Annotated in this window: 24 protein-coding genes and 2 pseudogenes; 13 read left to right on the top strand and 13 right to left on the bottom strand. The window is 40.6% G+C overall.

Features of this window, described 5'->3' with window-relative positions:
* The first annotated feature begins 111 nt into the window (after positions 1 to 111).
* From SB24_RS06305 to rlmD, 3 genes are all read left to right on the top strand, one after another.
* The gene (locus tag SB24_RS06305; RefSeq protein ID WP_039252438.1) at positions 112 to 3,255 is read left to right on the top strand and encodes an efflux RND transporter permease subunit; all 3,144 of its coding nucleotides are present in this window, start codon (positions 112 to 114) and stop codon (positions 3,253 to 3,255) included.
* 152 nt (positions 3,256 to 3,407) lie between these two features.
* Positions 3,408 to 4,319, top strand: a complete 912-nt coding sequence (locus SB24_RS06300; protein WP_007408918.1) for a diacylglycerol kinase — start codon at positions 3,408 to 3,410, stop codon at positions 4,317 to 4,319.
* Between the two features lie 147 nt (positions 4,320 to 4,466).
* Positions 4,467 to 5,861, top strand: a complete 1,395-nt coding sequence (gene rlmD, locus SB24_RS06295) for a 23S rRNA (uracil(1939)-C(5))-methyltransferase RlmD (protein WP_039252436.1) — start codon at positions 4,467 to 4,469, stop codon at positions 5,859 to 5,861.
* 15 nt (positions 5,862 to 5,876) lie between these two features.
* Here rlmD and SB24_RS20350 read toward each other — a convergent pair whose 3' ends face one another.
* The 7 genes and pseudogenes from SB24_RS20350 to SB24_RS20655 form a co-directional block, all read right to left on the bottom strand.
* Positions 5,877 to 6,056 carry a hypothetical protein gene (locus SB24_RS20350; protein WP_225562136.1) on the bottom strand — a complete coding sequence of 60 codons (180 nt, stop codon included), beginning with the start codon at positions 6,054 to 6,056 and terminating at the stop codon, positions 5,877 to 5,879.
* A gap of 230 nt (positions 6,057 to 6,286) precedes the next feature.
* The gene (locus SB24_RS20345; RefSeq protein ID WP_231571738.1) at positions 6,287 to 6,430 is read right to left on the bottom strand and encodes a hypothetical protein; all 144 of its coding nucleotides are present in this window, start codon (positions 6,428 to 6,430) and stop codon (positions 6,287 to 6,289) included.
* A gap of 126 nt (positions 6,431 to 6,556) precedes the next feature.
* A pseudogene (locus SB24_RS20340) lies at positions 6,557 to 6,976 on the bottom strand (recombinase family protein); the annotation flags it as partial.
* Positions 6,969 to 7,169 (bottom strand): recombinase family protein, encoded by a 201-nt coding sequence (locus tag SB24_RS20485; RefSeq protein WP_234015355.1) that lies wholly within the window; start codon positions 7,167 to 7,169, stop codon positions 6,969 to 6,971. The gene SB24_RS20485 and the pseudogene SB24_RS20340, both read right to left, overlap by 8 nt.
* Complete coding sequence (locus SB24_RS20480; protein WP_079891292.1) at positions 7,162 to 7,344, bottom strand: recombinase family protein; 183 nt, start codon at positions 7,342 to 7,344, stop codon at positions 7,162 to 7,164. Before SB24_RS20480 ends, SB24_RS20485 begins: the two co-directional genes overlap by 8 nt.
* Before the next feature lie 224 nt (positions 7,345 to 7,568).
* Complete coding sequence (locus tag SB24_RS06285; protein ID WP_039252435.1) at positions 7,569 to 7,832, bottom strand: recombinase family protein; 264 nt, start codon at positions 7,830 to 7,832, stop codon at positions 7,569 to 7,571.
* 311 nt (positions 7,833 to 8,143) lie between these two features.
* Entirely contained in the window at positions 8,144 to 8,293 is a 150-nt protein-coding gene (locus tag SB24_RS20655) for a hypothetical protein (RefSeq protein WP_395135803.1), read from the bottom strand.
* 97 nt (positions 8,294 to 8,390) lie between these two features.
* Here SB24_RS20655 and SB24_RS06280 point away from each other — a divergent pair, with 97 nt between their 5' ends.
* Entirely contained in the window at positions 8,391 to 13,010 is a 4,620-nt protein-coding gene (locus SB24_RS06280; RefSeq protein WP_039252433.1) for a hypothetical protein, read from the top strand.
* A gap of 322 nt (positions 13,011 to 13,332) precedes the next feature.
* Entirely contained in the window at positions 13,333 to 14,499 is a 1,167-nt protein-coding gene (locus SB24_RS06275; RefSeq protein ID WP_079891290.1) for an MrcB family domain-containing protein, read from the top strand.
* Positions 14,500 to 14,612: 113 nt separating this feature from the next.
* Here the strand turns inward: SB24_RS06275 and SB24_RS06270 are convergent, their stop codons facing one another.
* From SB24_RS06270 to SB24_RS06245, 6 genes and pseudogenes are all read right to left on the bottom strand, one after another.
* Entirely contained in the window at positions 14,613 to 14,873 is a 261-nt protein-coding gene (locus SB24_RS06270; protein ID WP_039252430.1) for a hypothetical protein, read from the bottom strand.
* Positions 14,874 to 14,994: 121 nt separating this feature from the next.
* Positions 14,995 to 15,389: pseudogene (locus tag SB24_RS20650) on the bottom strand (CDI toxin immunity protein).
* Between the two features lie 326 nt (positions 15,390 to 15,715).
* Positions 15,716 to 16,159 (bottom strand): TIGR01741 family protein, encoded by a 444-nt coding sequence (locus tag SB24_RS06260; RefSeq protein WP_039252427.1) that lies wholly within the window; start codon positions 16,157 to 16,159, stop codon positions 15,716 to 15,718.
* A gap of 13 nt (positions 16,160 to 16,172) precedes the next feature.
* The gene (locus SB24_RS06255; protein WP_039252421.1) at positions 16,173 to 16,658 is read right to left on the bottom strand and encodes an LXG family T7SS effector immunity protein YezG; all 486 of its coding nucleotides are present in this window, start codon (positions 16,656 to 16,658) and stop codon (positions 16,173 to 16,175) included.
* A 4-nt stretch (positions 16,659 to 16,662) separates the two neighbouring features.
* Complete coding sequence (locus tag SB24_RS06250; RefSeq protein ID WP_039252419.1) at positions 16,663 to 18,669, bottom strand: T7SS effector LXG polymorphic toxin; 2,007 nt, start codon at positions 18,667 to 18,669, stop codon at positions 16,663 to 16,665.
* Between the two features lie 103 nt (positions 18,670 to 18,772).
* On the bottom strand, positions 18,773 to 19,072 hold the full coding sequence (locus SB24_RS06245; protein ID WP_015416989.1) for a contact-dependent growth inhibition system immunity protein: 300 nt from the start codon (positions 19,070 to 19,072) through the stop codon (positions 18,773 to 18,775).
* 342 nt (positions 19,073 to 19,414) lie between these two features.
* On the opposite strand from SB24_RS06245, the gene SB24_RS06240 reads away from it, so the two are divergent.
* The 8 genes from SB24_RS06240 to SB24_RS06205 all read left to right on the top strand — a co-directional run bounded on the left by SB24_RS06240 (position 19,415) and on the right by SB24_RS06205 (position 23,570).
* The gene (locus SB24_RS06240; RefSeq protein ID WP_003155709.1) at positions 19,415 to 20,134 is read left to right on the top strand and encodes a YebC/PmpR family DNA-binding transcriptional regulator; all 720 of its coding nucleotides are present in this window, start codon (positions 19,415 to 19,417) and stop codon (positions 20,132 to 20,134) included.
* 181 nt (positions 20,135 to 20,315) lie between these two features.
* Positions 20,316 to 20,609, top strand: coding sequence for a hypothetical protein (locus SB24_RS20645; RefSeq protein ID WP_039252415.1), 294 nt, complete (start codon positions 20,316 to 20,318; stop codon positions 20,607 to 20,609).
* Positions 20,610 to 20,756: 147 nt separating this feature from the next.
* Positions 20,757 to 21,005, top strand: coding sequence for a spore coat-associated protein CotJA (gene cotJA, locus SB24_RS06230; RefSeq protein WP_007408933.1), 249 nt, complete (start codon positions 20,757 to 20,759; stop codon positions 21,003 to 21,005).
* Positions 20,989 to 21,252: a spore coat protein CotJB gene (gene cotJB / locus SB24_RS06225; RefSeq protein WP_007408934.1), complete on the top strand. Its 264-nt coding sequence runs from the start codon at positions 20,989 to 20,991 to the stop codon at positions 21,250 to 21,252. The genes cotJA and cotJB overlap by 17 nt, the downstream gene beginning before the upstream one ends.
* A 14-nt stretch (positions 21,253 to 21,266) precedes the next feature.
* A complete protein-coding gene (gene cotJC, locus SB24_RS06220) occupies positions 21,267 to 21,836 on the top strand; it encodes a spore coat protein CotJC (protein ID WP_003155700.1) in 570 nt (189 codons plus the stop codon).
* A gap of 88 nt (positions 21,837 to 21,924) precedes the next feature.
* Positions 21,925 to 22,458 (top strand): GNAT family N-acetyltransferase, encoded by a 534-nt coding sequence (locus SB24_RS06215; protein WP_015416991.1) that lies wholly within the window; start codon positions 21,925 to 21,927, stop codon positions 22,456 to 22,458.
* 30 nt (positions 22,459 to 22,488) lie between these two features.
* On the top strand, positions 22,489 to 22,767 hold the full coding sequence (locus SB24_RS06210) for a YesK-like family protein (RefSeq protein ID WP_007408936.1): 279 nt from the start codon (positions 22,489 to 22,491) through the stop codon (positions 22,765 to 22,767).
* Between the two features lie 113 nt (positions 22,768 to 22,880).
* Entirely contained in the window at positions 22,881 to 23,570 is a 690-nt protein-coding gene (locus SB24_RS06205; protein ID WP_015416992.1) for a YetF domain-containing protein, read from the top strand.
* Positions 23,571 to 23,592 lie beyond the last annotated feature (22 nt).

Here is a 23,592-nt window from a genome sequence, read left to right as displayed (position 1 = left end):
TCCTGAAAAATTTAGAAAAATTTACTGCCTTATTAGTTGACGATGTTGAGTTATACCGTTTAGTATTATATAGAATGACCAGTCAGTCAATAAAAATTAACGGAGGACATGATGAACCACATTATTAACTTTGTACTGAAGAACAAATTCGCAGTTTGGCTGATGACGATTATCGTTACTGTAGCAGGGCTGTATGCCGGTATGAATATGAAGCAGGAATCCATACCGGACGTCAACATGCCTTACCTTTCAGTAAATACGACTTATCCCGGAGCTGCTCCGAGTCAAGTTGCGGATGACGTGACAAAACCGATCGAGCAGGCGGTCCAGAATTTAGAAGGAGTGAGCGTCGTAACGTCCACATCCTCTGAAAACGTCTCATCGGTTATGATTGAATATGATTACAACAAGGATATGGACAAGGCGAAAACCGAAGTCGCTGAAGCGCTGGACAGTGTCAGCCTTCCTGACGACGCGAAAAAACCTGACATTTCCCGTTACAGCCTCAACTCTTTCCCGATTTTGACGCTCAGTGTGACAAGCGGCAAAAGCTCGCTTGAAGACCTGACCAAAAATGTGGAAAACACTCTCGTTCCTAAGCTTGAAGGCATTCAGGGCGTTGCGTCTGTGCAAGTTTCCGGACAGCAGGAAGAGCAGGTGGAATTCTCTTTCAAAGACAAAAAAATGAAAGAGTACGGACTTGATGAAGATACCGTCAAGAAAGTGATCCAAGGCTCTGACGTCAATACGCCGCTTGGATTGTACACATTCGGCAACAAAGAAAAATCAGTTGTCGTTAACGGAGATATTACGTCAATTAAAGATCTGAAAGATATGAGAATTCCGGTCACATCTTCTTCTGCCGCTCAAGGTCAAGCGGGCGGAGCCGGTGCGGCATCTGCGGCGGACGCTCAGGCTATGCAGCAGGCACAGCAAAGCGCGACAGCAGGGGTGCCGACTGTCAAGCTTTCTGACATTGCCGACATTAAAGATGTGAAAAAAGCTGAATCCATTTCCCGCACGAACGGAAAGGACAGCATCGGAATTAATATCGTAAAAGCCAATGACGCCAACACGGTAGAAGTGGCCGATGCGATTAAAGATGAACTGAATCAATACAAAAAAGACCATAAAGGGTTCAAGTACAGCTCGACTCTTGATATGGCAGAGCCGATTACAGAGTCGGTGGATACGATGTTAAGCAAAGCGATTTTCGGCGCGATTTTTGCGGTCGTGATCATTCTCTTATTCTTAAGAGATATTAAATCAACGATGATTTCTATCGTTTCCATCCCGCTGTCACTGCTGATTGCGCTTCTTGTGCTGAATCAGCTTGATGTCACATTGAACATAATGACGCTCGGTGCGATGACGGTCGCCATCGGACGGGTAGTCGACGACTCGATTGTCGTGATCGAAAACATTTACCGCCGCATGAGGCTGAAAGATGAACCTTTACGCGGGAAGCAATTGGTGCGTGAAGCGACGAAAGAAATGTTTAAACCGATCATGTCATCAACGATCGTAACCATTGCCGTATTCCTGCCGCTTGCCATGGTCGGCGGACAGATCGGCGAACTGTTTATGCCGTTTGCATTAACAATCGTCTTCGCGCTTGCCGCATCACTGTTGATTTCGATCACACTGGTGCCGATGCTTGCGCACAGCTTATTCAAAAAATCGCTCACAGGCGCGCCTGTTAAAGCGAAAGAGCATAAGCCGGGCAGATTGGCCAATTTCTATAAAAAAGTGCTGCATTGGTCATTAAGACATAAATGGATTACATCTATCATCGCGGTTCTGATGCTTGTCGGCAGTTTGTTCCTCGTACCTCTGATCGGCGCGAGCTACCTGCCTGCGCAAGCGGACAAAACGATGCAGCTCACATATACACCTGAACCGGGCGAAACGAAAAGCGAAGCTGAAAAAGCTGCGCAAAAAGCGGAAGACATGCTGCTTAAACGCAAACATGTCGATACCGTTCAGTATTCATTAGGCTCGCAAAGTCCGCTCGGCGGAAGCTCAAACGGCGCATTGTTCTACGTGAAATACGAGGATGACACGCCTGATTTTGACAAAGAAAAAGACAATGTCTTAAAAGAAATCAAAAAAACATCCAGCCGCGGCGAATGGAAATCACAAAATTTCAGTTCGTCAGGCAACAACAACGAATTAACGTACTATGTGTACGGAGATTCAGAGTCTGATATTAAAGGCACGGTCAAAGACATCGAAGGCATCATGAAAAAGCAGAAAGATCTGAAAGACGTCAACTCAGGCCTTTCCAGCACTTATGATGAGTACACGTTCGTCGCTGACCAGGAGAAACTCAGCAAGCAGGGCCTGACGGCTTCGCAAATCTCCCAAGCCCTGATGTCCCAAACGTCACAGTCTCCTTTGACAACGGTGAAAAAGGACGGCAAAGAGCTTGATGTGAACATCAAAACAGAAAAAGACCAGTATAAGAGTGTAAAAGAATTAGAGGATAAAACCATCACATCGCCTGCAGGCCAAGAAGTAAAAATCGGCGATGTGGCGAAAGTGAAAAACGGCACGACATCCGATACCATTTCCAAACGCGACGGCAAAGTGTACGCTGACGTAACGGCAACCGTCACTTCTGACAACGTCACGAAGGTGTCATCGGCCGTTCAAAAGAAAGTTGACAAACTGGATCACCCGGACAATGTATCGATTGATACCGGCGGTGTATCAGCGGATATTGCTGATTCCTTTACGAAACTCGGCTTAGCGATGCTTGCCGCAATCGCCATCGTGTACCTCGTTCTTGTGATCACGTTCGGCGGAGCATTAGCGCCGTTTGCGATTCTGTTCTCGCTTCCGTTTACAGTCATCGGCGCATTAGCCGGACTGTATGTATCCGGAGAGACGATCAGTCTGAATGCCATGATCGGTATGCTGATGCTGATCGGAATCGTCGTCACAAACGCGATTGTCTTAATTGACCGCGTCATCCATAAAGAAGCGGAAGGCTTATCGACGAGAGAAGCGCTCCTGGAAGCCGGCTCTACGAGATTGCGTCCGATTCTGATGACGGCGATCGCGACAATCGGCGCCCTGCTTCCATTGGCATTGGGCTTCGAAGGCGGAAGCCAGGTCATTTCTAAAGGACTCGGTGTCACTGTTATCGGCGGTTTAATCAGTTCGACTCTGCTTACCCTTCTGATTGTGCCGATCGTATATGAAGTATTAGCGAAATTCCGTAAGAAAAAACCTGGAACGGAAGAAGAGTAAGACAGCGGGCCTTGGCTCCTTAAACGGAGCCGGGGCCTTTTTTCTTCTGGCAATTCCTGTACATATTGTTGCGATTTTCTCAAGTCATAGTATAATTAAAGGTTGTTAGTGTTAATAATGGATCGGATACTCTTAAGTAGGATGATGAGATAATGAAACGTGCACGCATAATATACAATCCGACTTCAGGACGGGAGCTTTTTAAGAAAAATCTTGCCCAGGTCCTGCAAAAATTTGAACAAGCCGGTTATGAAACCTCCACTCATGCCACCACATGCGCGGGGGATGCCACCAACGCCGCAAAAGAAGCCGCTTTGCGGGAGTTTGACCTGATTATCGCAGCCGGCGGAGACGGAACGATTAATGAAGTCGTCAACGGCCTTGCACCGTTAGACAAACGCCCGACACTCGGTATCATTCCGGTCGGCACGACAAATGACTTCGCCAGAGCGCTGGGCATTCCGAGAGAGAATGTACTGAATGCCGCTGATACCGTCATTAACGGCGTAGCCCGCCCGATCGACATCGGACAGGTGAACGGTCAGTATTTTATCAACATCGCCGGCGGAGGCCGTCTGACGGAGCTGACGTATGATGTGCCAAGCAAACTGAAAACGATGCTCGGCCAGCTTGCTTATTATTTAAAGGGAATGGAAATGCTGCCTTCACTTCGACCGACAGAAGTCGAGATTGAATATGACGGCAAGCTGTTTCAAGGCGAAATTATGCTGTTTTTAGTGACGCTGACCAACTCGGTCGGCGGATTCGAGAAACTGGCCCCTGATTCCAGCCTGAATGACGGCATGTTTGATTTGATTATTTTGAAAAAAGCCAATCTCGCGGAGTTTATCAGAGTCGCGAGCATGGCGCTCAGAGGCGATCATATTAACGATCAGCACATTATTTACACAAAAGCGAACCGTGTGAAAGTCAATGTATCAGAAAAGATGCAGCTGAACCTGGACGGCGAATACGGCGGCATGCTGCCGGGCGAATTCGTGAACCTGTACCGGCATATTCACGTCATCATGCCGAAGGAGAAAGCGGAACAGCTGGATGATTAATACGCGGACAAAATCCTAAAACAGTATTCGTTTTAGGATTTTGTCATCTTTTCAGCGTGATCGGAAACCTTTGAAGGCTGACATTGAATTTGAAGGTTTGCCAGCACGCTGAAACAAGGCTATTGGTAAAACTAGAGGTGATTATAGATGAAAATGAAACCCCCGATAGAAAAAAATGAATACTATGATGTGACATTTGAGGATTTGACGCACGAAGGAGCGGGCGTCGCAAAGGTTCAGGGATTCCCGATCTTCGTGCCGAACGCCCTGCCTGAGGAAAAAGCGCAAATCAAAGTGACACGCGTCAAAAAAGGCTTCGCTTTCGGCCGCTTAATCGAGCTGAAGGAAGAAAGCCCGCACAGAACGGATGCCCCGTGCCCGATCTACAAACAATGCGGCGGCTGCCAGCTTCAGCACATGACCTATGAAGGCCAGCTCTTGTTTAAACAGAAACAAGTCAAAGACGTCTTAGAACGGATCGGCAAGCTGAACCTTTCAAAAGTCATCGTGCATCCGACGCTCGGCATGGAAGACCCGTGGAACTACAGAAACAAAGCGCAGGTGCCGGTAGGAGAAAGAGAAGGCGGACTCGTCGCCGGATTCTATCAGCAAAGAAGCCATGACATCATCGATATGAGCGCCTGCCTGATCCAGCAATCCAAAAACGACGAAGCCGTTCAAGCTGTCAAAGATATTTGCGCCTCATACGGCGTCAAAGCCTACAACGAAGAACGCCACAAAGGCTGGCTCCGCCACATCATGGTCAGATACGGCGTCGTCACGGGCGAAATGATGATCGTCTTCATCACAAGAACAAGCGATTTCCCGCATAAAGCGAAGATCATCGAAGACATCACGACGCAATTCCCGCACGTCAAATCAATCGTGCAGAACATCAACCCAAATAAAACAAACGTCATCTTTGGGGACGAAACAAACGTCATCTGGGGCGAAGAATACATCTACGACCTCATCGGAGACGTCAAATTCGCCATCTCCGCCAGATCGTTCTATCAGGTCAACCCGGAACAGACAAAAGTGCTCTACGACAAAGCGCTTGAGTACGCGGAGCTGCAAGGGGAAGAAACCGTCATCGACGCCTACTGCGGCATCGGAACGATTTCTCTCTTCTTAGCGGAGCAGGCGAAGAAAGTATACGGCGTCGAAATCGTGCCGGAAGCCATTGAGGATGCAAAACGCAACGCTGAGCTGAACGGCATCACGAACGCGGAATTCGCAGTCGGAGAAGCGGAAACCGTCATTCCAAAGTGGTACGAAGAAGGCATCACGGCAGATACGCTAGTCGTCGACCCGCCAAGAAAAGGCTGCGACGAAGCGCTGTTGCGCACAATCATCGACATGAAACCGAAGCGGGTGGTGTACGTCTCCTGCAACCCAGGAACGCTTGCAAGAGACCTGAAGGTGCTTGAGGATGGTGGGTATCAGACGCTCGAAGTACAGCCTGTGGATATGTTCCCGCATACGAATCATGTGGAGGTAGTATCGCAGATGATTTTAAAAAATGAAGCAGGCTCCCGATAAGGGTAATACCTGCTTTTATTCAAATGTTGGGGCGGCAAATCGGTAATTAATCACTGGTGTGCCGTCTTCTTTTACATCATTTCTATTGAATGGGCGATGTGAAATTTCCGGTGTTAATTCATTAAAGTTTAGAAATTGAAGAAGCTCTTGTTTCAGCTTGTCGATATTATCAATCACTTGCTCACTTTCAATCACTGAGAGCATTTCATTTTTCTTTTCCGCAAGCTGAGCAAATTCATTTTTGTATCTTCAACCATTTCTAAATACTCATCATGTTTGATTTTTTCATCAGCAAGCATATTGATGAATTTCTATTTTCGTACTCTTTATACGCCATTTGCTTGTTGAGCTTATCAAGCTTTTGTTGAATATCCTTTTTTGATTTCTTTGACTTCGCCTCAAGCACTTTCAAATATTGTTCTTTATCAATTTTTAACAAGTTTTCTATCATACAAAATCGTTTTTATGAGATTGCCCTTTTTGATCGTGTGAGCGCTACAAGCTTTTTTACCATGCCGAGCATAAGTGCCGCAAATATAACCATTTGGTCGATTACTTCGATACCACATTCCCTTTCCGCAATCCGCGCAAAAGAGGATGTTCGTAAATAAGTGAAGCTTTGGGGCAGTTATGAATTTCTTTCGCTGCTTTTGCACGGCCTCAAACATATCATGCGAGATGATGGGATCATGGGTATTCTCAATGATATACATATCATCTTCGTCTTGTTTCTTTCGTTTTTTGCTTGTGACACTTACTGTCGTCGTGCGCCCTTGAACTAAATCTCCAACATAATGAGAATTTGTTAAGATGAGCTTGATCGTGGAATCATTCTATTTGTCACTCGCATTTTTCTTCCCTGCAACATCTGCGGGTGTTTTGACTCCTTCATAATAGAGCCGTCGTGCGATACTTTCACGACCACTTCCTTCAAGATATTCACGAAAGATACTTCTAACAATTTCAGGTGTTTCATCATTACGAATAAAAAGCTTCCCCTCTTTGACCTCATAACCGTATGGGGGATTGGAACCTTTAAACAAGCTTTTTTTTGCACGTGTTTTTAATGTTTCTTTTACACGATTACTTGTATTTTGAGATACTTGTTCATACATCCATGCGTATAGGCCCAAACATACTTGTGTTTCCGGTAAGAGTGTTGATGGCATTATCTAATGTGATAATGTGAATTCCTTGATTTTCGCAAAGTTTTTTGATTTTGTATGATAACTCACCATTCCGAGCAAGTCGCGATAACTCTTTGGCTAAGATGAAATCGAACTTTTTGTCTTGAGAGTCTTCAATCATTCGTTGAAGGTTTTTTTTTCTTTGCGGTTGTTCCGGATTGCACATCTATGTAAAATTCGTAGATGTCCCATCCTTTTTCTTCAATGAATTTGTAAAACAATTCTTTCTGATATTTTAGTGAGGCTTTTTGTTCCTCTTTATCTGTTGATACTCGAATATAAATTGCACATCTCATGAAGCATCTTGCTCCTTATCGTTTGGTTGAGATGTAGCAGTGTTTACCTTGTTAGTGGTATTTACAAATTCTTCTATTTTATTATCGATAATTGCTTTGATCAATGAGCAAATGCCAACTTAGGATCGGTGTATATATGTTCAACTGAATGAGGTTGTTTAGTCATGATGAGCTACCTCCATTTGACCGCTGTATAAAATCAATCTCGCGTTGAATTTTTTAAATTAACATAAAATGGAATAAAGCTCACTGGTCTTTCGTGAGAAATCTGAAAGAGAATAAGTGATAATGATATCTACTTTTTGGTTGCGGACTTGGTTTAGTAAATGGTTTAGAGATTGTCGTTGTTCAACTCCGCTGTCAATATCCAGAAAGATAATAGGTTCCAATTCTCTTTCCTTGGCATATACCTCTAAGTGATGAAGGGTTGCCATATTATTTAAATGATTTGTACGAAAATAGATTCCTACTCTAGGTTGTTTTTTCATGATTGTTTGTTTCCTTTCGATTCTCGTATTTTTTATTCTATATTCTTTGAAGCTAATTCAGTAAAGTAATTTGAATGCTTCCTATAGTCCTGTAAAAGTTAATTAGAATCTACTGATTCTGGATCATTAACTATACATAAAGCTTCGGAGCTTTCTAAAATCACTATTCATTGATGTTTCTTTCTCCTTTCGATATTAAAAAACCGTAGAATTTCATAGCCGACTATTCATTTAAGTGGCTAAGTAACCGCTGCGGTTTTCGCTTGTTGTTGGGTTACAATATTTTTTTGGAAATTATTAAATTTGTTCATCTAACATGGTTTCTCCTTACCATATTTGATTCGTTGCCTCATGATTTGAGTCTCATGTTCAATTATCCAAGCATAAAGACTAATTAAATCTACGTTTTGTTGCTGAGTATTGATGGAACCATCTAACGTTATAATTTGAATTTCCTTCATCTCACAAAGCTTTTTCATTTTAGAAAATAGTTCAGGATTCCGTAATAATCGTAATGGATCTATAATAGAGATATATCTTTAAAGAGGAGGGCTTCCTTTGCCTTATGAAACTGGTGGTAGGGCTGATAAGTTTGGAAATAGATATGAAGGTAGATGGGTGGTTAAACAATTACTTAGACTAATAAAAGAGGAAATATCATCTATCATACTGGAAAGTATTGGGAAAGAGGAAGAGGGCATTGATCTATGGATTAGAAACAATGATGGAAGTAAAATATGCTCGCAATGCAAGGGGAGAAATGCAAGCAAAGAGTATTGGACTATAGGTGATTTGGGTGCAAAAGGAATTTTTCAAAAAGCAAAAAAACAATTAGACTCCAGTGATAAGATTAGTTATCAATTTGTTTCAGCAGTTAATAGTATGATGTTGAATGATATTACTAATCGGGCTAGAAATTCTAATGGAAACCCTAGAGATTTTTATGAATATCAAATAAAGAATAGTACAGAAGTGTATAAAGAATATAGAAAAATATGTGAGTATCTTGGGCTGGATCATAGTTCTGTTCAAGACAATGAACAAGCCTTTCATTATTTAAAAAGAATGCATGTTATACATTACTCCGATGATTTAGAAACAAAATTAACCTTGAAGGAAACTATAAAGTATCTTTTTATAGGTAATCCCGAAACTATTTATAATCTATTATTGAGCTACCCTATAGAAAATGATTTATTAGGAAAAGAAATATCATCTTATATGATAATAAACTTTTTAGAAAGTCAACCTGACATTTCATTTAGACAATTACATAAAGATGAACGGATTATGCCAAGAATTGAGTATCTGAATAATGAGTTTGATTCTGCTTTCGTTAAAATTAATAACTCTCTCATGCATAGGCAGGAAAGTGAAAAGTGTTATAAAGAACTTTTGAATGGAAATTCAGTAATTATACATGGGAAAGCAGGAAGCGGAAAAAGCGGATGTGTTATAGAATTAAGAAATAAGCTAAAAGAAAAAAATATAGTTCATCTTGCATTAAAACTAGATCGGCGTGTTCCAGAATATTCTTCTAATAATTACGGAGATCAATTAGGTTTATCTGCATCACCAGTATTTTGTATTGATGCAGTTTCCAAGGATAAAGAAGCTGTTTTGATTCTAGACCAACTAGATGCAATCCGATGGACGAATAACCACTCAAGTACTGCACTAGAAGTCTGTAAGGAAATGATAGCAGAAGTAAACAATATCAATAAGGAAAGAGATAGAAAAATAACGCTGGTTTTCATATGCAGAACGTTTGATTTCCAAAATGATAATGGTATAAAGCAATTGTTTTCAAAAATGAACACCAATTACAAAGAAGACACATGGAAAGAAATAATTATGAGTGATCTGGATAATGATAGCGTAAAAGAAGTTGTAGGAGAAACATATAATAACTTATCAACGAAACTTAAACTCTTGTTAAAAACACCTAGCAATCTATATATTTGGTCTAATTTGGAAGAGAAAAGGAAGTCTAATACATACATATCCTCTAGTGATTTAATAAAACAATGGTGGACACAATTAAGTATTAATTGTGAAATTATGGGTGTTTTTATTAATGATTTAAATGAACTAAAAGATACAATAGTTCATCAAATTGATAATTTAGGGAAGTTAATGATTCCTGTACAGATGGTAAATAATTGCTCAAAGGTTGCGATTGAGCAATTATTATCCAATGGACTATTGTTTTCAGATGGTAAGAGAATTGGTTTTGTTCATCAAAGCTTTTATGACTATTTCTTGGTTGAAAAAATGATTCAACAAATATTTGAAGGTAATTCCATTATTAGTATACTTGGCTCTCCTTCTAAACAGACTCCATCTAAAAGGTATCAACTTCAGATGTTATTAGAAAATTTACTAGACTTTGATATAGATGACTTTGTAGATGTGGGTATTGAGCTAATACAAAGTGTAAATATACGCTTTTACATGAAATATGCCTTTTTAGAAGTACTGGGACAGGTAGAAACAATCAATTCAAAAGTGGAGGTATTCTTAAAAGAATATATTAACTCAGAGTACTGGAGAAATCATTTATTGGGTGCTGCTTTCATTAACCACCCTATTTTTATAAAGTTTTTAATTCGAGAAGGTTACATTAATACTTGGCTTGATTGTGAACAAGATAGGGAGCTAGCATTGTTGCTACTTAGATCTGTTAACTTTGATTTACCAAATGAAGTGACTTCATTGATTTATCCTTTAGCATTCAAAAACCCTGATTTGGATAATAAAATTTACAATGTGCTATGTTGGAATATTGCAGATGATTCTGATGAAATGTTCGATTTTAGATTGGAATTATTAAAGTTTAGGCCAGAACTATGGAATGCGTACATTTCTTGGGAAGAACTTGCTAAAGATGCTCCTAGCAGAGCATTATCTTTAATTGATTTAATTGTTAAAAATGTCAACAATCAGGCTATTGAAAATAGACAGGATTTGGATTATAAGGCAATACAAATCCTTACTGAAATTGCAAAGGATCGACCGTATCAAGTCTGGAAGGACTTTATGCTATATATTGCAGAAACTACTAAAAATACAACTTCAATCTGTGACAAAAAAATAGATTTTTGGATATCTAAACAATATATGGGTCAATTGTATGGAAGAGCTTATGTAGAGATGGTTAAGGCTTCAGGAAAAGAATTAATTAAAATTGATGCGAAGAATCTATTGAAGAGTTGTGAAAAATATAATGACTATTCTTCACTTATAATAAATGAGATTTTATTATCCCTTATGGAAAGTCTGCCGGTTGATTGCTCTGATTATGCTATTAGCTGGTTAATTGAGAATCCACACACAAGATTATTCAATTACACAGGGGACTCTGACGAATACTTATATATCGCTAAAAAAGTAATAGAAAAACACTCTAAAACATGCTCAGATGAAGTGTTTGAAAGCTTAGAACATAGACTTTACTATTATCATGAAGAAGATGAGTTAGAAATAGCAAAACGTAGGTTTGAGTTTAATAGAGAAAATAGGATAAAACATAATAAATTGACAGTTCATTGGATATACTGGGGCGAGGTACAAAATTATTTAATTCCAGCTCTCGACCAAGATAGGATATCAAGAAAATCTTTCGAACTGGAAAGAATTCTAAAGCGGAAATTTAATGGTCAATATTTTAGGCATAAAAGGAATAATGCTATAGGGGGGTTTGTTAGTTCGACTATTGGTACTAAAGCTGAAAAAATAAGTGATAAACAATGGTTAAAGATTATTGAGAAAAAAGATTATCAAAAAGATAAATGGTCCTTAAAAGATGGACCTATTCTAGAATCTTCACCAAGGCAATTTTCAAGAGATATTATAAGAGTTGGTGAAAAAGATCCAAATAGAATCGCTAACTTAGCCTTAAAGTTTCCGAAAGATATTGATAATCACTATATCAGTGCTGTTTTCGATATAATAGGTAAAAAAGATTTAGATAAGGATATGAATAAAAACGGAGATTGGAAACCTGTTAATCTCCATCTAGCACAGAGTTTATATAAAAAATGGGTTAACAATGAGAATATAAATGTTGCAACGTCTTTTTGTAGAGGAATTAGAGAGAGAGCTGAAGAATTATGGGACAAGGATATTTTAAACGAAATATCAAATATAGCAATGAATCATCTGAATCCAGAGCAGGGTGAGTTCAATGTAGTGTCCTCAGAAGGTAAAGAAGTAAACACGATTAATTCTCTTTTTACAAATTCAATGAATTGTGTAAGAGGTTGCGCTGCTGAGGCAATAGCTTCTTTACTCTGGGAAGATAAAGATAGATATGATTATTTTAAAGATGCTGTAGATTCTATTGTTAACGATAAAAATCTAGCGGTAAATATGTCAGCAATAGAGTGTATTATACCGATTATGAATTTTGATAAGGAACAAGCTGTACAGTGGTTCTTTCAATTGGCTAACAAAGATCTAAGAATTGCTGCTCATCCATATGCATATAACTTGTTCTATAATTTATATAAAGATTATTCTAGAACGATTAAAGAGTTAGTCCTTGAAATGTATAATTCAAAGTTTGAAGACGTGGCTAAAGTAGGTGCCAAACACATTGCGAATATGTATGTATTATATGGAAGCTTTGGAGATATTCTTTTTAAGAATATTAATAAATCTAAGGAACAAAAAGAAGGAATCGTTAAGGTTGCATGTGATCTTATTGGATATCAAGAACATCATGAAAAGTGTAAAAAAATAATTGTACATTTTTTGGATGAGGAAAAAGATGACGATCTTACTTTTTCTTATTCTCAATTATTATATAAAGAAAAGATAAATATAAAGGAGGATGAAGAGTTTATTTTAAAATTAGTAACTTCTAAAACTACCAGAAAAATGGTGCGTCGCTTTGTATATTTTATAAATGAAAATGATATACCAATCATATTATTCAAAGAAGTTATATTCGGTATGTGCCAAAATATAATTCAAAACTCTCAAAAAGAAGTTAAAGATGTTGGAAGTGAACTATATGGTATAGCTCGGGAATTATCGAAATTAATTGCTTTTCTCTATGATAGAACCCAAGGTGATTTCGAAGTTAATCAGCGTTGTTTAGATATGTGGGATGAAATGTTCGAAAATCGAATTGGAACTATGCGTGAATTAACGATTACAATTATGGATATGTAAGCTAGGCACAGAATTTCAAAGGTAAATAAAATTATAGGAGTTACATACATTACAATGTTAGCAATATTACACTCTAACAGCCTACGGGCGGCATGATGTAAGATTCAAATGCTAAAATTATTATTAATTTAAAAGTATAAGGTAAACACCACTACATCAATATTTTCTGCCATCACCATCCAAGCCATGTGAAGTGTGTGGCGGTTTTGGAGAGAAAAGATATATAAGAAATTTTAAAAAAACTAAAGCCTCCCAAGATCAGGAGAGGCTTTTTATACTTCGTCTCTAGGTATCTCATTTATATATAGAGGTGTTTGAAATAATGGCTAAAGTTTTAGATGATTCAAATTTAACCATACTAGAAAAAATGATTAAAGTAATAACAGAATATCATAAAGCTAAAAGGGAGTTGTTTAAAGACCATCCCTTAGGGACACTTGTTCGTCATAAGATAAAGGAGTCTCTTTTTAAAGACGCCGAATTAGATCTAAAAATTTATCATATAGTAGGTTCGGTAGGACAAGGTAGATGGGCTGAGGTTCCATGGATTTCTATCTTTATTAAGAACTTAACGATTTCAGCTACAAGAGGGTACTATATTGTATATTTGTTTAATGCAGATGGCAGTGGCTTTTATGTTAGTTTGAATCAAGGTTGGACATATTTTAAAGATAAATATGGAACAAAGCTAGGGAAGGAAAAAATAAAAAAAACAGCTTCTATAATTAGAGGAAAATTAAATACTATACCTAGAAACATGAATCTTTTAAATATTGATTTAAAGGGTAATGGTGATCTTGCTAGAGGATATGAACTAGGACATATATGTGGACGATATTATGATGTGAGCAATATACCTAGTAAGGAAGAATTCATAATCGATTTACAAAATTTGTTGATTACATATAAAGAAATAGAAGGACTGATTGGAAAGAGATCAATAGAACAGTTCAATGATTTCATTTTATTACAGGAAGACGGGGTGTTTACAGATGAAACGACTAATGAAGAAGAATATCAGCTAGCAATTCAGCATTTTATTATATCTGAGAGTGTAAAAAAGTCATATGAAGTAAATCAAAAAAAAGTACGTCCAGAACCAATTTATAATAAAGGTGGACAAAAGCAGTGGACAAGGAATGCAAGCCTAGCCTCAATGGCTATGATGCTTTCAAATTACACTTGCGAAATTGATGACTCCCATAAAACATTTATCTCTAAATCTACCAATAAGCCTTTTGTTGAGTGTCATCATCTTGTGCCTATAGCTAAGCAAGGTGAATTCCAATATGACTTAGATCAACTAGAGAACATGGTAAGTTTATGTCCACTTTGTCATCGTCTTATACATTTAGGGAGAGATGAAGATAAAGAAACACTTTTAAAAAAATTGTTTGATCAGCGTAAGGATCAATTGAAACGTATAGGTATAGAAATCACCTTTTCAGATCTTAAAGAGATGTACGGCTGTCTGATTAAAAGCTCTTGAAATCATTTGAGTTGTTTTTTCTGAAAGTAATTATCCTCTAATTATTGATTATAGCAGGTTTATTATTACTATCAATTGTTTTAAGGGCAATATTGACTCTTGGTAATACGATATTAAGAACTAACTATGAGCATAGGATTCATATAGTTGTTAGCTGATTCTAGATATGCTCTTGTCAGAGTGTCTAGTTTATTTCTAACTTTAGAGAGGTCTTCTTCGAATTGTTCATCCGATGATTGAAGGATAAATTCATTTCCCTCTTCGTATCTTTTTATTAGGATTTTCACCATTGGAGTTGGATTCTTTTGATTGTTTGTTTTTATTGCTGTGATTGTTAAATTAATTTGTTTTATTAAGGCTCTTCTTACTGTCAAAATGTTGCTCCTTTTTATAAAGTGAGATGAGATAAATCTAAGCCCTCAATTAAGAGGGCTTAGATTTATTAAGCAGAGCTGGAGTGTACCATTTTTGAATTATAGCTGAAGTAGCTTACTACTATTCAGTTCTCCCGATTGTGACCTCACCATCATGGAAAAATTCAATAACAAAACCGTGGTCGCTGTACATAAAAGTATCTGAACCTACAGCAAGTACGTTATCTAGCACTTCTAATGCATTCTCTAATGTAGTCCTCACAACAGGAATATCCGATGGATTCCATAGAAGATTAATGGTTGTATCTACAATCTCTTTAAACTTTAACCATTTATATAGATCATCATAGGTTTCTATACTTTCTTTTTGTGGTACTTTGCCCCAATCAATTTTTTAGCCCAACTGGTTATCGGGAAATTATTGTTTAGTGTCTCGAAGTATTGTTCGGTTAGCTCATCTGATAAAATTTCTTTAGGATTTTTAAGGGCTTCGATGCAATCTTCAAATAAGTCCAAAATTTCCGCCTCATGTTTAAGTAATAATATGAAGATGTATTTTCAGTTCAAAATAAATTTTGAAGTGCATTAAACAAATTATCATTAATATGATTATTCGTTTGTATGGGATGATTGGTTTTCTTCTTTTTTCTGTACTAAAGAAAAGTCTATACTCATCTAAAATTTCAGCGTATAGGCCAACCTTATTCCATTCAGAAGTAATCAAATTATTAAATCATTCGGCTGACTTTTTATATAATAGGCCTTTTTCGGTTTCCATAAAAGCCAAGAGCCAATCTGAGAATAAAAATAGCCCAGCAGTAAAGAGCTGAGCCATTATTGATTTATAGACCGAAGTAGTTTAATACAAAATCTTTCTCTTTCTTATCTTCTGGCAAGATACCTAAATTCTTATATTCCCATACGACTTGCCGTTGTGTTTCGTTTAAGTCTGAGGCGATGACATCGGTGTAATCGTAGTCAATTGAGAATTTTCCAGTATTCTCCAGTTTAAGCGTTAAATTGGTCCAAATATCTTGGTTGTTTGCTTTAAATTCTTCTCTTAACTCTTCGAATAACTCTTGAAGTTCAATTAATAAACTCACGTATATTTTTTTACTAACATCGAATTGTTTCGGTATATCATGAGAATAGATATTCTCTTCACCTCGTGGTGTATTGAAGAAAAAGTAAACTTCTGATGAATTATCATAAAGAATGATTTTTGTCCATTCTGATGGAATCATTTCATTAAGGTGCTCCGCTATTTGTTGATAAAACTGTCCCATATCAGAAACTAATTTAAATTTTTCCTTCGTTAGTCTTAATATAATCCTCTAAAAAGTCTCTGACCGTTTTCCTTTTTGGCAGTAAACCCAGGTTTTTATACACCCAAATAGCTTTTCTTTGAGATCCATTTAGCTCTGAAGCAATTACATCTTCATAGTTATAATCTATAGAAAACTGGCCTGTCCTATCTAGTTTCAAAGTCAAGTTTGTCCAAATTTGTGGATTATTTTCCTTGTACTCTTCGCGTAATTCTTCGAATGATTCTTGAAGTTCGATTAATAAATCATCATAGATATCTTCGCTTACATTAAAATGGTCTGGAATGTTATGTGAATATAAGAATTCACTCTCGCCCGGTATATTAAAATAAAAATATACTTCGGAAGAATCATCTAATATCTCGGCGTGAAGATATACTTTTTCCCATTCTGATGGAATCATTTCATTTATCTGAGTTGCTATTCTTTGATACAATTCACCCATTTTTGGTGTGTCCATGACCTCAACCTCCAGATTGATTTTTTATTGTTACTTTTTCGAAATCAGCATCTCCAATGCTGTACTTAACGATGAATTTGTCTGGTCTTAGTGAATCACCTTTATATATGGCTTTTATATTAACGTTAACTTTTTGCGGTGGTTCTTCTTTAAGAGCCTTTGCCCATTCTTGCTCCATTTCATACCATCTGCCGCCGCTCCTATTAATCTGAGAGTTCATCGGCACGATGTTGTCGAATTGGCCTGAGCCTTTGAATTGGGTGGCGATTAGGTGGCCTCCGTCGTCATCTGTCAGACGGTCTGGTTTACCTGCTTTTGACTGTGCATATTGGTTGCGTTTTGCTTCTCCCAGCTGCAAGTCTGCTTTGACACTTGTAATTCTACCATAGTTGTCAGTGGTGTACGTGTAGCCTTCCTTTGTTTTGTAGATGACATTCGGCTTCAATACTTTCTTTCTAGTCCATTTCGCAAAATGCTCGCCGTATTTGACCGTTACCGGCGGTACATGCGGTGCCGGTGTCCGTCTGCCGCTTGCGGAGGTTCCGTACGGTTTCGGCAGGATGACCTTGGCGAATTTCTGAAGTCCTTCTTTAAGTGTGACCCCGTTGACTGCGTTGTAAGGAACGCCCGCCGGCACTAAGTCGTGACGCGGATGATACGGGAGAATATCAGCCAGGGTGACATCTCCGATTTGATTTAACTTGGTTTTGACACGTTTTTTTGATACTTCGATGCCTGTGTTTACTTTTTGTTTGATGCGATCAACGGTTTGTTTTGAGACCGTTATCGCTTTTTGAGCTGTGGCGGATTTGCTTGCTGCTGTTTTGACTTTGGTTGTCACTTTGGCGGCTGTGCCTGTTTTTGAGACGGCGCCGACGCCTTTTGTGCCGACGACTGATGTCACAACGGTGCCCACTGCATATGACACCCATCTTGCTCTGGAGTAGGTGTCGCCATTCACCATGTCTTTTTGGTACGATTCTTCGATTGCCGCTGAAATGGCTTCATACGTTTTGATCGGGTGAGCCACCGCTCCTGTAATGGCTTCAACCGTTCCGCCCGGATCTGTGACCATATCCCACAGGCCTGTGACCGCGTCTTTTCCGGAATCATAAAGGCCGACGGCAACGCCTTTGAAACCGTCTGTAAGTTCACGCGTGTTTTCAATTTGAGTGAAGTAGCGCTGCTGTTCTTTTGTCAGGTTTTTATAGCCGATCGTTTTGGCCATTGAATAGAATTCATCGGCATTCGCATAATCGTAGTTTTTCAGTCTTTCTTTCAGTTTTTCAATCTCCCGCTCTTTCGCTTCTTCCTTTTTAATCGTCAAATAAGCATCCGAATGTCTTGCAATCTCGTCTTTTTTCTTATGGATGTCGCTTTCTCGGTACGCCTTGGCATTGTAGTGAAGCGGCGTGGCGTTTTTTCCTTTGCCTGTAGCGTTTTGGAGCTGCTGGAAATCTGCTTGGATAAAATGTTCATTTGCTTCGGTTTCTGCGTATTCTTTCGTTAGATCGTGATCAAGCTTGCCGAGCTTATGTATCGTTTCGCTTCTTTTTTTGTCAGCTGAAGAGAGCTTCTGATCTGTGCTTTCGGTTGAAAACAGATCAAGCGAGATGATATCTTCGATCTCTCCGAGGATGGAGCGCATGTCCTTTTTCTGCTCTTCCATAATCGCCTTTGATTTACTGAGGGCGTGGGTGAGCTCATGCTCCAGAAATGATTCCTCCACATGCGAATTAGAAAGTCCGGCATCTTCGACCTTACCGGGAAGGCTTGTGAGAAATGCGATTTTCATATCGATCAGATCAAGCCAGCTGTCTGTGACGCCGGCGTGGTCCTTGAAAAAAGCTTTGATGTTATTGGCGCCCCGGCCAGAGAAATCATTGTCACCAAGATCAGCCATACCTTGAAACGCTTTTTTTAGATTGACCATCTGGCCGCGCAGTTCTTTGTATTCACTCGCACGCTGTTTGGCAGCTGTCAACAAGCTGTTTGCTTCGAAAACTTTCATGACCATATCCTTTCATTCGGGGGTTATTTTTTCAGTTTATAGAGGGAAAGATTAAGAAACTTATCAGAGACTGTGCAAACATAGGAATAGGGTTTCCCTGAATCTATAAAGCCTCAATATTCTTTTCGATTTTTTGAATGATTTGTCCGAGCCATAGTATTGGGGATAGTCCGTAACTATTGATATCTACACCATCTGCAGTCTCTTCTATAAAATCATTTTTTTGTTCATCTGAGTAATCGCTTTTTATAAACGCTTTGAGTGCTACTACATCGTTTTCTTGTTCTTTTTTAGGTATTTCTTCTAAGTATTCTTCAAGTGCTGACTCAGGAGTGTCTATATCTTGGTGGAAAATACCTCCTAAAAATTGAAATACAGGTTCAGAAATATTTGTTTCAATCATTGACATCACCTCTTGGGTAGGCTGTTTGCTTCGAAAACTTTCATGACCATATCCTTTCTTTTGTTCGATATCAAAATTTTACCACGTAAGTCAGGATATACAGTGTAGGAAATAGGTAATAAGAATAAAATGAATCTTTTGGCTTGCGACTTCCTTCCTGTATGAAGGGAAGCTTTTTATGTTTTGTACAATAACCCTCACATTCGGCTTACTGCGCTCCGGTGATTTTAAGCGTGCCTGTTTTTTCTAATGTCTTACACTCGAAACAACCCAACCGCTGAGGTATAATAGAAGCAGAGTATTTATCATACAGATTCAATTCGTGAAAGAGAGTGGAACAAAATGGGCCGTAAGTGGAACAATATTAAAGAAAAGAAAGCATCAAAGGACGCAAATACGAGCCGGATTTACGCGAAGTTCGGCCGTGAGATTTATGTGGCGGCAAAACAAGGCGAGCCAGATCCGGAATCGAACCAGGCGTTAAAAGTGGTGCTTGAGCGCGCGAAGACGTACAGTGTGCCGAAAAATATTATTGAGCGTGCGATTGAAAAGGCGAAAGGCGGCGCGGAGGAGAACTTTGACGAGTTGCGTTACGAAGGTTTCGGGCCGAACGGTTCAATGATCATCGTTGATGCGTTAACGAATAATGTAAACCGCACGGCGCCTGAAGTGCGCGCCGCATTCGGGAAAAACGGCGGAAATATGGGTGTGAGCGGGTCTGTCGCTTACATGTTCGATGCGACTGCCGTTATCGGCGTTGAAGGCAAGACGGCGGATGAAGCGCTGGAATTGCTGATGGAAGCTGATGTGGACGTGCGCGATATTTTAGAAGAGGATGACAGTGTGATCGTGTATGCCGAGCCTGACCAATTCCATGCGGTGCAGGAGGCATTCAAAAATGCCGGCGTTGAAGAGTTCACAGTTGCGGAGCTGACGATGCTTGCGCAAAATGAAGTCGAGCTTCCGGAAGATGCGAAAGCTCAATTTGAAAAGCTGATCGATGTGCTGGAAGACCTCGAAGACGTACAGCAGGTTTATCACAATGTAGATTTAGGCGAATAAAGACAAAAAGGCCGGGGCGGCATAAGTTCCGGCCTTTTTATTTTGCTTAAGCGGTCAGCCTGTATCGTATTTTTCTCCGTAAGCAATTATTGATTATTTCGCCAAAACTGGGCGGATGCCCATACGTTTCCTTCCGGATGTCATAAACTGGACTGTAACCTATGTGAAGGAGCGATAAACCATGAATGAAAGAAGACCGATTTACGGCGGAGGCTATGGCGGAGGCTATGGCGGCTACGGAGGCTACCCGGGGTACGGTTTTGGCGGCTACGGCGGCTACGGCGGCTACGGAGGATATCCGGGATACGGTTTCGGCGGAGGCTACGGCTACCCGGGATACGGTTTTGGCGGTTACGGCGGTTTTGGCGGCTACGGAGGCTTCGGGGGATATCCGGGGTACGGTTTTGGCGGCTATGGCGGAGGCTACGGCGGCTACCCGTTCCATCATCATCATCGGGACAGCCAATATATCTGACCATTCGGGAAAAAGCACTCTTGGAACAGCAAGAGTGTTTTTTTGTGACCGTTTCTAAGCGCTGGCTTTTTTCATTTCTTGCGGGGCATAAATGCCGATACGGATTCATACCTATTAAGGTCATGTGTTGAGGAAAGGAGGATCGTAATGAAAGAAAATCAGCCGTTTACACCGGTCAAATCCTATAAACCCTTCCACAGCCGGTTTGATCCCTGCCCGCCGATCGGGAGAAAATACTTCAGAACGCCGCCGCATCTTTATATGCGGTTTCAGCCGTATCACTTAGAGCAGTTTTCTCCGATGGAGGCATTGAGAAAAGGGACCCTTTGGAAGGATCTTTACGATTTCTATGATAATCCTTATCGGGGGGGAATCGAATATGGCGAAAAAGATTGATGATGAATATTATCGGCTGCTGGAGCAAATTCAGGCGGCGGACTTTGTCTTGGTGGAGCTGACGCTTTATCTGGATACGCATCCCCATGACCGTCTCGCGCTTCAGCAGTTTCATGAATATTCCCGGTACTCAAGACAGCTTAGAAAGCGGTTTGAACCTGAGTACGGACCGCTTCTGCAATTCGGCGTGAGTCAGGTCGGCGCTCAATGGGACTGGGGCCGCGGTCCTTGGCCATGGCAAGTATAAGGAGGGATCTGTAAATGTGGGTATATGAAAAAAAGCTGCAGTATCCGGTTAAAGTCAGTACATGCAACCCGATGCTGGCTAAGTTTCTCATTGAACAATACGGCGGGGCGGACGGCGAATTGGCCGCAGCGCTCCGGTACTTAAACCAGCGCTACACGATTCCTGACAAGGTGATCGGCCTGCTGACGGATATCGGCACGGAGGAGTTTGCGCATTTAGAAATGATTGCGACGATGATTTATAAGCTGACAAAAGATGCGACCCCGGAGCAGCTGCGTGATGCAGGGCTCAGCGATCATTACGTCAACCATGACAGCGCGCTGTTTTATCACAATGCGGCCGGAGTTCCGTTCACAGCGTCTTACATACAGGCGAAGGGAGATCCGATCGCTGATTTATATGAAGATATTGCGGCTGAAGAAAAGGCGAGAGCGACGTATCAATGGATTATTGATATTTCCGATGATCCTGACCTGAATGATTCACTCCGTTTTCTGCGTGAGCGTGAAATCGTCCACTCTATGCGTTTCAGGGAAGCGGTTGAGATTTTAAAAGAAGAACGTGATAAGAAGAAAATTTTTTAAACGGCCCTCAAACATGACGGCTGTTTTTTTCCTTTCTGCGTTTGGTCTATAATGAAGGTGTCGAATATTCTGATTACGGGAGGCTTTTATGACACCATTTACGATCACGGAGGAGAAGGCGGGGGCATTCCGGGTCACCTCCGCCCGGAAAGATGATGCAAAAGAGGTCATGGATCTGCTCGTGCAAGCGGCAGAATGGCTTCGCGATAAAGGGTCGAACCAGTGGAGCGGCCTTCTGCAAGGGGAAGATACCCACAATATGCGGGAGGCGATCGCCCAAGGGTATGTTTTTTTATTCAGGCAGAATGAAGAGTTGGCCGGCGTCGTCATGCTGCTTCCCGAAGCAAGCGGGTGGGACAGACGTCTTTGGGGCGATGAAGGACATGAGGAGTCCGTATATCTTCACCGGCTGGCGATTAACAGGCGGTTTGCAGGGGCAGGGCTCGGCCGGACAATCATGACTTGGGCGGAGAGGGGTGTGTCTTGTCCGGGAAAAACGAAAATCCGGCTCGATTGCGTGTCCGAAAACAAGGCGCTTCAGTCGTTTTACAGCGGAATGGGGTACGAATCAAAAGGACCCGCGCCGGGTTATCATTTGTTTGAAAAAAAGGTGAGCAAATAAAAAGCTACTCATGACGGAGGTGCAAAAGACATGGGGTTTTTTTTTCTGATCTGTCTGGCCGCATTTTGTCTTAACTTTGCCGTATCGGCTGTGCTCCGCAAGAAATGGCCGAAAAAGATGTGGCCTGAGTGCCTTTTGGCGGTGCTGGGCCTGACTGCTTTCGGTACGGTTGTTTACAGCATTTTCGGTGTCGGCGGCTGGGAAGGAATGGGCTTGGGGCTTGCCGCGATGTTTGCGGGTTCCGGAGCGGCCGCCGGTTATGCCGCTGAGGTGTGCTTACGGGTCGTCAGATCGAATCAAAAACAGTAAGCAGAAGTGAAAAAACGCGGCCGCGGCTGCGTTTTTTTGTGTGTTGCCGGCCGCTGTATAGAAAACAGGCGAATGTCCATAATGGTAATGACTTTTAAGAAGAAGGTGCGAATATGGGACATTTACTTACAGTGGCTTGGGAGTTAGTATGCGGTTTGGGTATTTTATTTGTGATTTTAAAATTACTTGGAAAAACTCAATTCTCGCAAATTACGCCGTTTGATTTTATTTCCGCGCTCATCCTCGGCGAACTGGTCGGAAATGCGGTGTATGATAAAGGCGTCAGGATTTTTGAAATCATTTTTGCCTCTCTGTTATGGGGGGGTTTAATTTATCTCATCGAACTGATTACGCAGAAAGTAAAAAGCTCCAGAAAGCTGTTGGAAGGCGAGCCGAGTATTATCATCCATAAAGGAAAACTGAAATATGGTGTGCTGAAAAAGAATAAGCTGGACATTAATCAATTGCAAAGCCTTCTCAGACAGGCGAATTGCTTTTCCATACAGGAAGCGGAGTACGCGATTTTAGAAACAAACGGGATGGTCAGCGTCCTGCCGAAATTTCAATATGACACGACGAAAAACGGCGACATGCAAATAAAGCCGAAGCAGGTCTCTTTGCCGGTCACGCTGATTATTGACGGCGAAGTGCTGTATGAAAATCTGAAAGAAGCCGGGCTGGAAGAAAAGCAGCTGAATCAGGAGCTGAAAAAGCTGAACATCAAAAAAACGGAGGACGTGCTGTATGCGGAATGGAAGCCCGATAAACCGCTGTTTGTCCTGCCGTATGAGGAGAAAAAATGAAAAGAGCATTGCCCTGGGGCAA

The organism is Bacillus sp. Pc3 (assembly GCF_000815145.1).
Classification (GTDB): domain Bacteria; phylum Bacillota; class Bacilli; order Bacillales; family Bacillaceae; genus Bacillus; species Bacillus velezensis.
This window is presented reverse-complemented; position numbering and strand designations above follow the sequence as displayed.